We start from the raw sequence: 9,991 nt of genomic DNA on the forward strand, positions 1-9,991 counted from the left end.
GCCCCCTGCTGTCCCTCCAGGTCGCCCCTCCCAGAAACATCTGCAAGATGTAGATCAGTAAGGTAACTGGTCGAGCCTGGGTGTAGTCAATGGAAGCAAAGCCTGCCGTTCTCATGCTGACGGTCTGGAAAAAGCTAACCAGCAGTTTCTCTGGAGCGCTGAGATTTCCAATCGTCCCAGGATTATTCCACTCGATTAACAAAGTCGATACGGTTCCAAAGAGTAAAATTCCCGCCGTTAAAAAGAGAACCAGCTTGGTATGGAAACGCAGGTGGCGTTTTTTCTTTTTCCCAAACTGGGTCGCTAGGTCAAACCAGACCATAAATCCTAGCCCACCCGTGATAATCAATCCAGCAATCACTAGATTGATCAAGGGGTCCGTTTGAAAGGCTACCAAACTCGTACTTCCAAAATTATCAAATCCAGCATTGCAGAAGGCTGAAATAGCCAAAAAGATAGAGGTTAAAATCCCTCGTCCCCAGCCAAATTCAGGAATAAAGCGGAAACTCAAGAGAAAGGCACCGAGTCCTTCCACCAGAAAAGTCGTCAGAAAGATCGAGCGGATAAAGTCCTTTAGAGACTGGGTTTCCCCATAACTAAAACTTTCTTGAATAGTCTCACGACCACGAAGACTGAGCTTTTGCTTGCCTTGGATATAAAAGATTCCGATAAAGGTCATAAGGCCTAAACCACCGATCTGGATCAAGATCATACAGATCAACTGACCCCAGATATTGTAAGTGGAGGCCACTGGCAGGGTGAAGAGCCCTGTCACACAGACCATGGACACAGTCGTAAAGAGATGGTCAAAGTAGGTCGCTTGTGACGTTGCTGCTTGCACAAAGGGAAGGCTTAAAAGGAGTGAGCCTAGGAGGATAACCAGAGCAAAACTTAAAAAGATGCGACGGGCTGGCGACAAGCGTCCCAGTATCGTCTTGATTTTTTCCAAAAAAGATTTGAATAACATAACTACATTCTACCATAAAAACAGTAAGAGCACTCACATGTGGTGCACAATGGCAAGACAGAGTTCGAGTGCCTTATCAAAAGCTTCTGAGCCCCAGTCACGACTGTCGTAGTTGTCCAGATCTGCCAAGGAATCTGCGGTAAAAAGCAGTTCTCCCCAGACAACCCCACGTAGTTGGGCTACTGCCGCAAGAGCCGAGCACTCCATCTCCACAACTGCACAGCCTTCTTCCTTGCGATAGGCAACTTTTTCAGCCGTCTCTCGATAAAAACCATCTGTCGTCCAGGTCATGACCTCCTCGTAAGGAATGCCTCTTTGTTCCAAGACTTGCTCAATGGCAGAGATAGTCTCAATCTGCATCTCCATATAACGAGAAGGCGCTACATAGTGGTAGCTGGTTCCCTCATCTCGCAGAGCGCGAACAGGGACGAGAAAGGCATTTTCCTCTATATCAGCTAGGACTCCACAAGTACCAGTGGAAATGATTTGCTCCACACCATAGCCAATCAACCAATCCATAAACTGGGCCGCTGGGGCAGAACCCACGGGCGCCTGGGCCAGACAAATCTCCTCGTCCTTGTAGTTGATGACATAGACTGGATAAGTCTTGGTGGCAGAAACGAACTCACCAACACAGTCCGCCCCTACTTCCTGAGCATAACGGTCAATCTCCTCCTCCAAAAATGCATAGATACACCTCTTTGGCAACTTCAAGTCTAACCCCTCATGTGTTGGCATAAGGACCGCTTGAGGATTGTCATCAAACTCTAAAATGGGAATCGCATGCTTCTGAATCATAGCCCACCTCCTCTAATTTTGTACTATTGTATCAAAAACTGACGGAGTGTCAAGGAGTTACCTTTACATTTCCTCTAGTAAGAACACAAAAATCTCCCTTCTCTCTCGAGAAAGGAGAATTTTGCTTATCCTTGTCCGCCAGGGGCTGGACCTTCGCCTTGAGGGCCTCCATTTGGTCCTCCGCCACCAGGCATAGAGTTGACAATTTCCGTTTGTTTTTCACCGTTGAGATAGATATCTCCACCTGTGTAGATCGCAGTTCCATCAAAGTCAAAACCTGTTTGACCAGTCATTTTAATGGTTCCACCTGTGACTGTGATATTGCCGTTCGAGTCGATTGGATCTGTATCTCCTTGACCGACTTCTACTGTCAGGTTCCCACCGTTCATGGTGAAGAAGATTTCACTCTGTTGGGCGTTTTTATTAGCTGCGTTGACTCCATCATCTGTCGAATAGATGCTAATGTCCCCACCGTTGATAGTGATTGACTTACCTTCAAGTCCTTCTGCCGAATTCTTGACGGTGTAGGTACCACTATCGATAACCAGGTCTCCAGAAGCGTGGATGCCATCATCTCCTGCTGTGACGGTGATGTTGTTGTTGGATAGGTACATGGTTCCGACTGAAGTATCCTCGTCATTGTCCACCTTTACGCCATCTTCCTTGGCATCGATAGTCATGGTCGTACCAGTGATGTTGAGTTCATCATTGACATTAAAGGCATCGCCAACTGCTGTGATGTTATAGATTCCACCCGTGATGTGGAGAGTGTCATTGGCCTTGATACCATTGTTCTTCTTGCCATCTACATTGAGAGTTCCTTTCCCGTTAATGGTCAAATCCACCTTAGAAAAGAGAGCTGCGTCAGCCTTTTCATCGCTGTTAGAGCTTGAGTCAGAGAGACTGTTGGTAGTTCCCTCTGCTAGAGTCAAGTAGACATGACCAGCTGATGTCGCAGATATCGCTGCATTGGTATTGGTCATGGTCGCACCTTTTAGGACTAGATGAACATCTGCAGACTTATCTGCCTCGATCTTGATCTGCACTCCGTCAGACTGACCTGAAATCACATAGGTCCCAGATTTTGTGATGGTCACTGTTGATTCAGAGACTGTCACCCCATCTCCAGAGACGTTTGCAGATGAGCCAGATAGCTCAATCTTAGAAGCTGTGCTTTCATCATAAGAAGTATCATTGTCCTTCTCTGTAAAATAGGATGATTGGTTTGTCTTTGTTGCAGTTGTTGTGGCACTATTTGTCGTTGCATTGGTATTAGATGTAGTTGTTGACTGGGCACATGCTGCCATCAGCACCATTGCCGTTAAACTCGTTACGAGTAGGGCCCATTTTTTTGATTTCATACCTTTTTCCTCTCCTTCGTATGATATAGCTAGACAGTCTACAGAAGATTTCTGAAACGAAACTAAAACTTTTCTGAAAGTTTCCTTAAATTCAGTTTCGCTCAGTATTCTTTTGAAAAGGCTACTAGAAACAATTTGAGAGTACTAAAATGCATTTAATAGTTTTTAAAAGCAACATCCCCAAGTGCGATGTCACTCTAACCCAAAAAGCCAAAAAAGAAAAATCTATAAGACTAAGATAAAGATTATAAAAAGAACAGCCCAAGCTGTTCTTTTTAGTTTTCTTTTACTGGGATTTCCTTGATAACACGCGCAGGATTGCCAGCTAGGACGACATTGTCTCCAAAGGACTTGGTAATCACGGCTCCTGCTCCAGCAACGACATTATTTCCTAGTGTCACTCCAGGAAGGACAATGACGCCACCTCCAGCCCAGAAATTGTCACCGATGGTGATGGGCTTGCCGTATTCGACCCCTGAATTGCGTTCATCCGGATCCAGTGGATGGAGTGGGGTTAAAAACTGACAGTTGGGGCCAAGCATGGCGTTGTTCCCGATGCGAATCGGACAAACATCCAGCATGGTCAAATTCCAATTAGAATAAAAATTTTCCCCTAGATGGATATTGACTCCATAATCGACCACCAGGCGTGGATTGACATAGAGATTTTCCCCAGTTGAACCAAACCAAGTCTTGATAATCTCCGCCCCTTTCAAGGGATCTAACTCCTGGTTGAAATCCGCCTGCTTCTGACGTGCTGTCTGAGCCAAGGTCCGCAACTCGGGATCAAACGGATGATAGGGCTCCCCTGCTATCATTTTCTGGTATTCGCTAGTCATCTTATCACCTCACACTTAATTTGGACCCATCATATCAAAAAGCCTTTGAAAGGTCAAGAATAGCCTGCTTTCTAAACTCTCAAAACCAATCCCATCCCAAGTCAAAACAACTTGCTTGACAAAAGCTTGACTTCATGGTTTAATATACCCCATAAGGGTATGTTAGGAGGTGCCTATGTTTCACTTATTTACAAAAATTGACAGTATTTCTACCAACGAATTAGAAGCTAAACTCAGAGAACCGATTCAGCTACTGGATGTTCGGACGCCTATGGAATTCCGTAGAGGTCATATTAAAAATGCCAAGAATGTCCCTCTAACTGAAATTGGTTCCTATACACCAGCAACAAAAGAAACACTTTATGTCATTTGTCATTCTGGTGTGCGAAGCAAACTAGCTGCGAAGAAGCTAAAGAAAAAAGGCTACGATGTCATCAATGTCCGAGGCGGTATGAGCGCTTGGACAGGCAAGGTCATCTAGAAGCATAAAATAATTGGCTACGCAGCCTTGAACCTTATCGAAGGTCTCAGCGACAACGTTCAATGGTACCAGCTCGAAGACGAACTGGCCAAAGGAAAGAAATTCCTTGACGTGCGGACCAGTGGCGAATTCCAAAGTGGTCGACTTAAGGTTGACACCATCCACATCCCCCTAAACGAACTACGGGAACGCTTGGACGAACTGAACAAGAACCAAGCCTACATCGTTAGCTGCCACAGTGGTTTGCGCAGCTATATCGCAGAGCGTATCCTCAAACAAGCAGGATTTACCGTCCAAAACCCTGATAGCGCTTATTCACAATATAAAATGTCTAATCCAGAAGGAGTCAAATATGGAAACGAGTATCAGCATGGCTGACTTTTATGAAAAATATCTAAATGAAAATCTAAACCTTATCGATGTACGTGAAGTGCATGAATTCCAAGCAGGACATGCACCAGGTGCCAAAAATCTTCCGTTAAGTACCTTGGAGCAAGGTTACAAAGAACTCAAGCCTGACCAGGAATACCATATCATCTGTCAAGGTGGAGTACGCTCCGCATCTGCTTGTGAATTTCTAAGCGCCCAAGGCCTCACCGTTATCAATGTAGAAGGTGGTATGAATGCTTGGCCCGGTCAAGTAGAATAATGAAAAAACCGATTAAGTTCCTTAATCGGTTTTTTTCATTTCTGCAACCCACTGATATAGGGCTCGTAGTTCGTCACTTCTAAAAAACGAAGCACATTGATGGTATCTAAAAAGAGGTCTTCTCATTGGTATTGGGGAAACTCAGCCGTTTGTCCAACATGATTTTTTTGTCGGAACAAACTTAAATACCTTTGTCTGCATTGTTTATCAATAGCAAATTAGTTTATTTCCGTTTAATCAGGTATCGGATGGCCTTTTCTAGGCGTTCCTTTTGAGCCTCGGGGTCGTCTAGTGGTTGGTTGATACAGCCTGTGAGATTTTCAGTAATGATCATCTCAATCACGCGCTCAACGCTAGATTTCACTGCTGTCAACTGCGTAACAATATCTGCGCAGTCACGATCTTCTTCAATCATCTTTTGAATCCCACGCAACTGACCCTCTGAACGTTTCAGGCGTGTTATATACTTTGAGTTTGTCATTAATTTATCCTTGGTCACTTTTTCTTCATTATATCTCGAATAAGGGGCTTTGTCAAAATTCACTTCCTGTCTGTATTTGTAGGAGGCAACCTCTCCTCTGTATCAGATAGAAAAGATTGATAAGCATGGAAATGGAAAAGAAACTCTGTCCTCCTTGAAGCTCGATGGGAAGTCACGTTTCCTTTCAACCAACTGACCTTTATGCGTATATCTTGGACAAATTGGACAAAAAGGCTAGGATCACTATCCCATAGACTATAACTAGAGCCAGCCCAAATCCGATACCAAACCACTTGTAAAACTTGTCCATTCCGCTGTAACGTTCGACATAGGCCCTGGTCGGCTTGTCTGGATCATACCAGACTGTCAGCTCCGAATGAAGGGGGAAATGGGGTCTGCATCAAGCGTTTGAAAGAAACAAAGGAGTTGCTGTAGCGAGTGATCGAAGGTGCCAGCATATCTTCTCTTGTATAGTCCTTTAAAAATTTAGTAGTCCCCCACGGAATTGTGACCGTTTTAAACATAAAATACTGCAAAGTTTTCTTATAAGAAATCCCATCCACCGTGTATTCGACGATAGGTGGATACCCCTCACGAAAACGGCTATAGCCGATAACCGTTCCCTGTACGGATGACTTGGCAAGGCGGACCAACTTCTGATCTCGAAGATAGAGGAAAAGAAAGGTCCCACACACAAATACAAAAGATAGGAAGATGACGATTGTCCCAACTATCAAACCAATCACTTCTTTATTCATATGAACTCCTCCTGTTATTTTATACAGTAAAATCTTAAAACTAACTCATCCAGAAAGGACATCGATGTCCTCGAGTCTACTCTTCGGATTTTTCTTTTGACTGTTTTTCTCTCAAATCTTTCACCGATTTTGATATGATATCTCTCACCTGTTCGTCAGTAAGTCCTGGAATCTGGTAATAAGGATTATTGGATTCGCTTTTTGACGGTTTTGTTCCTGAACTTTCGGATTTAGAACTTTGTTCAGTCGAAGACGAGGATTTCGACTCTGGGGAACTGGATTCTTTGGTCTTAGAAGAGCTGGACGACTCAGACTCAGAAGGCTTGGACGTTTCAGGCGTTTTAGAATCAACCTTAGGCGGCTTGTTTACTTGGACGTTCGGCTGTTTCACAGGTTTATAGAATAGCCCAAAAGACAGCAGCAAGGCCATCAAGATCCCAATGCCAGCAAAAGTTCTTTTATTAGCTTCAGCCGAGGGAACCTTTACTCCCTTTGTACTGAGTATTTTCCATTCTGGATGCTCTTTTTCTATGGCTTTTTTCTGTCTCCTAAGAGGACCAAGTAGAAAATGATTAAAAGGCACAATCGTTACCATAGCCACCGTTATAAGCGGGACATAATTGGAATGACTTGATACCAGTAGAACATCGAGGATAGCGAGAAGGATGAAGAGGAAACGCCCCACAAACTTACGAACTTGATGCTCTTTTTTGATCTGCAAATATCTCTCTTGTGACATTATCATTCCCTCTTTTCTATTTCTTCCCTAAATATCACTTTCCCCTGCTCATACTTCCGCACAGCTAAGAGCCAGCGGATAGGGTTGTTTTGGAATAATAACAAATAAGAAACAGCTGGAAAGAGGCCTGCTAAAAGCGAGAAAAAGATTTGTATATCAAATGTCTCTTGCTTATTGAATGAGTCAATAATACTTGGGATAGTAGCAACAAATATTACTATAGTAGTCATAAAAACTAATAACATGACAATCATAAAAATAAACATCTTCCCAAACGTCGCTTTTTTCTCACTAAAATTTTCCCAAAGCAGATTTGAATAAACGGCTTTCGCAAACTGTTGAGAACTTGCCCCTTGAACCTGTTTCACCTCTTTATACAAGGCCTCTTCCATCATCCATATAAATCCAAAGCAGACAAAGAACTGGGCAGCGATATACGGCGGGACCATCCAGCTGCTATATCGAAAACCTGAAAATGCAGGTATAGCTACTAATCCTCCAATAATGCCAAAAAAAACAAAAGCAAACATCAAAGGAATGATAACCCTATTGGTCTTCCTAGCCCCTTCTGTATTTAACAAGGCACTCTTATCTGCTACAAGAGCTTCTCTCGTTCGCGTATTATAGTAAACGGCCTTATTACCGCTCTGTCCAATAAAAATTATTTTTCTCATATAAAATCACCACAGTTTCCACCAATCACTATAATCAGAAACTTCAATTTTATCATAGGTTGTTGATAAAACATCACCAACCACTGTTAATGGTAATAGCGTTTCTCTCGTGTTTCTAGTTCTTCTTCTCCCTAAATATCACTTTTCCCTGCTTGTATTTTCGTACGGCTAAGAGCCAGCGGATAGGGTTGTTTTGAAATAAGAGCAGTACGACACTAATTGGGACGATCGTTGCTCCGATTGGCACCATGAACATGGACGGCTCAAACCATTCATGTTCATAGTAGGGAAGGAAGGTCCCAGGTATGGCAAAGAACACAACAATAACAAAAACAAATAGAAGAACGAGGATAACAAATAGATACAAGATGATTTTATCGACTGTTGGTTCCTTATCCGGAGATTTTTTCCAAAATTTACTACTTTCAACTGCTTCTTTAAACTGCTCTTCACTTGCTGGGACAAGCGACTTAGCCCCACTGTAGAACAGTTTTTCAAATCCATAAACACTTCCGATAAAAACGAAAAGGATTGCGGCTAGATGGATAGGTGCCATCCACTCACTCAATCTAAAGGGCGCTAGCAAGGAACGAATCCAAATACCGATAATAGTAACTAGCAAGAAAACAAAGAAGACAACCCAAGGCCACTTGGATTTCTTTGAACTGATGGCACCGTCGGTTTCTGACGAGGCGCTAGATTCTGTCGCTAAAGCCTCTCTCGTCCTTGTGTTATAGTAGACGGATTGCTGGTTTCCTTGTCCTATATAAATGATTTTTCTCATCTTACATTTCTCCCTCTTTTCCTCGGCTATCGTCCTGTAATGCCTCCATCAGCTCTTTGAACAGTCGTTTGCGCGTTTTCATCTGAAATTCATAGACCATATAAACAAGGGAAAATATCCCTAACATATAAATAATCAAAAATTGAAAATCGGAGTAGGTAAAATAGCGATAGATGGAAAACAGAATCATGAGAAAACAAAAAATCTCAACTAGGACGGTCCATCTAGATTTTCTCCTAAGTGTTTTGATATTGGCTTTTGTGAGCCGGACTTTTCTAAATCTATCTGTCTTCATGTTGCGTCGGGTAGATTTGGCAAGGAGAATGGTCCCGAAAATTAAAAACAGAGACATCAAGATAAAGAAGATTTGATTAAAAGGGGATGAGACATCTCCAAAGGTTTGGTTGAGCAACTTTGACAACCGTTGGAAGAAATAGATTGCAATAGGGGCTGCAATGGCTGAATAATTCATGCCTTGTTTTACACTGTAGAATACTTGATTCTTCAGATCATAATAGATAAAATAGTCCTCCAGAGGCCCCATACTGATTAAATTTTTTACACTTGTGTCCATCTTATTTCCCGTCTCCTAAACTCAATACGGATGTTCAAACAGAGTCCTACTTTCTCTTAAAAGCATCGTGACAACGATTGCCAGCATTCTAGCTGATTTTGGGCATTTGCCTTCCTAGAGAAAGAAAAGTTTATTAGTATTATAGCATGAACCCCCAGAAAAGGGAAAATATCCCCGGCAGATACCATTGCTAAAGACAAGAAAGGCTTCGTCATTCCATAAAAAAGCGAACAAGTCCGCATTCTAAAAACAGAATACGAGCTTGTCCGCCTTTTTCTATGTCTCTAAAATAAATAATGTGTTTTCCTCGTTTCATCGTGCCAAGCGAATGCGAGTCACAATCCCATCTGGATCTACAAGATCCAACTCACTCAAATTTAACCACTTGATCGGTGCTTCTAGCTCTTGTGCTTGCTTAACGATGTTCAAGAGTTCTTCCTTGCTTTCTACCTCAAGGACATAATAGGCCAAGCCTGGCAAGCCTTGCTCACGCGGAGCCAGCCCTTTTCCAGCCCATTCGTTGACAGCCAGGTGGTGATGGTACTGACCAGCCGCTATCCAACTAGCACTAGGAATGCTAAATTTATCTTCTAGCCCTAACACCTTTTGATAGAACTGACTTGCTGCGTGACTATCCTTAACCGATAGATGGATATGCCCCATTCTCGTCCCTTCAGCTAGGATAAAGGGATCCACCTTTTCTCCTAACTCATAGATGTCCTGTGCCGCAAGGGCTTCGGTCACACCGATAATGCGGCCGTCTTCTCGAATATCCCATGAAGACACTGGCTTATCACGGTAGAGTTCAATGCCATTTCCTTCCAAATCCTCTAGATAAAGGGCTTCACTGTATCCATGATCTGCACCCCCGACCACGAGGAATCCG

Annotated in this window: 11 protein-coding genes and 3 pseudogenes; 3 read left to right on the forward strand and 11 right to left on the reverse strand. The window is 43.1% G+C overall.

Translation table 11 applies throughout. The features are described 5' to 3' along the window. The 4 genes and pseudogenes from SORDD27_RS08400 to SORDD27_RS08415 form a co-directional block, all read right to left on the reverse strand. Positions 1–967: pseudogene (locus tag SORDD27_RS08400) on the reverse strand (potassium transporter TrkG); the annotation flags it as partial. A 33-nt stretch (positions 968–1,000) separates the two neighbouring features. Continuing rightward, positions 1,001–1,765, reverse strand: a complete 765-nt coding sequence (locus tag SORDD27_RS08405) for a nucleoside phosphorylase (RefSeq protein ID WP_061428512.1) — start codon at positions 1,763–1,765, stop codon at positions 1,001–1,003. Between the two features lie 125 nt (positions 1,766–1,890). Continuing rightward, positions 1,891–3,126, reverse strand: a complete 1,236-nt coding sequence (locus SORDD27_RS08410) for a carbohydrate-binding domain-containing protein (RefSeq protein WP_061428514.1) — start codon at positions 3,124–3,126, stop codon at positions 1,891–1,893. Positions 3,127–3,401: 275 nt separating this feature from the next. After that, entirely contained in the window at positions 3,402–3,965 is a 564-nt protein-coding gene (locus SORDD27_RS08415; RefSeq protein ID WP_061428516.1) for a sugar O-acetyltransferase, read from the reverse strand. Between the two features lie 175 nt (positions 3,966–4,140). Between SORDD27_RS08415 and SORDD27_RS08420 the strand changes: the two genes are divergently transcribed. From SORDD27_RS08420 to SORDD27_RS08430, 3 genes and pseudogenes are all read left to right on the forward strand, one after another. Further along, positions 4,141–4,446, forward strand: coding sequence for a rhodanese-like domain-containing protein (locus SORDD27_RS08420; RefSeq protein WP_061428518.1), 306 nt, complete (start codon positions 4,141–4,143; stop codon positions 4,444–4,446). A gap of 9 nt (positions 4,447–4,455) precedes the next feature. After that, positions 4,456–4,824, forward strand: a pseudogene (locus SORDD27_RS08425) (rhodanese-like domain-containing protein); the annotation flags it as partial. After that, positions 4,799–5,095 carry a rhodanese-like domain-containing protein gene (locus tag SORDD27_RS08430; RefSeq protein WP_061428521.1) on the forward strand — a complete coding sequence of 99 codons (297 nt, stop codon included), beginning with the start codon at positions 4,799–4,801 and terminating at the stop codon, positions 5,093–5,095. The pseudogene SORDD27_RS08425 and the gene SORDD27_RS08430, both read left to right, overlap by 26 nt. A 223-nt stretch (positions 5,096–5,318) precedes the next feature. Here the strand turns inward: SORDD27_RS08430 and SORDD27_RS08435 are convergent, their stop codons facing one another. From SORDD27_RS08435 to SORDD27_RS09845, 7 genes and pseudogenes are all read right to left on the reverse strand, one after another. Beyond that, positions 5,319–5,576 (reverse strand): metal-sensitive transcriptional regulator, encoded by a 258-nt coding sequence (locus SORDD27_RS08435; protein WP_000185160.1) that lies wholly within the window; start codon positions 5,574–5,576, stop codon positions 5,319–5,321. 199 nt (positions 5,577–5,775) lie between these two features. Then, positions 5,776–6,334: pseudogene (locus SORDD27_RS08440) on the reverse strand (DUF3592 domain-containing protein). 76 nt (positions 6,335–6,410) lie between these two features. Beyond that, entirely contained in the window at positions 6,411–7,073 is a 663-nt protein-coding gene (locus tag SORDD27_RS08445) for a hypothetical protein (RefSeq protein ID WP_196755634.1), read from the reverse strand. Between the two features lie 2 nt (positions 7,074–7,075). Continuing rightward, positions 7,076–7,747 carry a hypothetical protein gene (locus SORDD27_RS08450; protein ID WP_061428526.1) on the reverse strand — a complete coding sequence of 224 codons (672 nt, stop codon included), beginning with the start codon at positions 7,745–7,747 and terminating at the stop codon, positions 7,076–7,078. Between the two features lie 115 nt (positions 7,748–7,862). Then, positions 7,863–8,531 (reverse strand): hypothetical protein, encoded by a 669-nt coding sequence (locus tag SORDD27_RS08455; protein ID WP_061428528.1) that lies wholly within the window; start codon positions 8,529–8,531, stop codon positions 7,863–7,865. A 1-nt stretch (position 8,532) separates the two neighbouring features. Next, positions 8,533–9,105 (reverse strand): hypothetical protein, encoded by a 573-nt coding sequence (locus SORDD27_RS08460; RefSeq protein ID WP_061428530.1) that lies wholly within the window; start codon positions 9,103–9,105, stop codon positions 8,533–8,535. 312 nt (positions 9,106–9,417) lie between these two features. Beyond that, positions 9,418–9,991, reverse strand: a 574-nt coding sequence (locus SORDD27_RS09845) for a VOC family protein (protein ID WP_081103412.1), incomplete at its 5' end; no start/stop codon positions are given.

Source organism: Streptococcus oralis, from assembly GCF_001579025.1.
GTDB classification, from domain to species: Bacteria; Bacillota; Bacilli; order Lactobacillales; family Streptococcaceae; genus Streptococcus; species Streptococcus oralis_X.

Excerpts from the sequence above, each read along its gene's own strand:
- SORDD27_RS08435 (WP_000185160.1), bottom strand. The coding sequence starts at position 5,576 with ATGACAAACTCAAAGTATATAACACGCCTGAAACGTTCAGAGGGTCAG.
- SORDD27_RS08460 (WP_061428530.1), bottom strand. The coding sequence starts at position 9,105 with ATGGACACAAGTGTAAAAAATTTAATCAGTATGGGGCCTCTGGAGGAC.
- SORDD27_RS08450 (WP_061428526.1), bottom strand. The coding sequence starts at position 7,747 with ATGAGAAAAATAATTTTTATTGGACAGAGCGGTAATAAGGCCGTTTAC.
- SORDD27_RS08430 (WP_061428521.1), top strand. The coding sequence starts at position 4,799 with ATGGAAACGAGTATCAGCATGGCTGACTTTTATGAAAAATATCTAAAT.
- SORDD27_RS08410 (WP_061428514.1), bottom strand. The coding sequence starts at position 3,126 with ATGAAATCAAAAAAATGGGCCCTACTCGTAACGAGTTTAACGGCAATG.
- SORDD27_RS08415 (WP_061428516.1), bottom strand. The coding sequence starts at position 3,965 with ATGACTAGCGAATACCAGAAAATGATAGCAGGGGAGCCCTATCATCCG.
- SORDD27_RS08445 (WP_196755634.1), bottom strand. The coding sequence starts at position 7,073 with ATGTCACAAGAGAGATATTTGCAGATCAAAAAAGAGCATCAAGTTCGT.
- SORDD27_RS08455 (WP_061428528.1), bottom strand. The coding sequence starts at position 8,531 with ATGAGAAAAATCATTTATATAGGACAAGGAAACCAGCAATCCGTCTAC.
- SORDD27_RS08420 (WP_061428518.1), top strand. The coding sequence starts at position 4,141 with ATGTTTCACTTATTTACAAAAATTGACAGTATTTCTACCAACGAATTA.
- SORDD27_RS08405 (WP_061428512.1), bottom strand. The coding sequence starts at position 1,765 with ATGATTCAGAAGCATGCGATTCCCATTTTAGAGTTTGATGACAATCCT.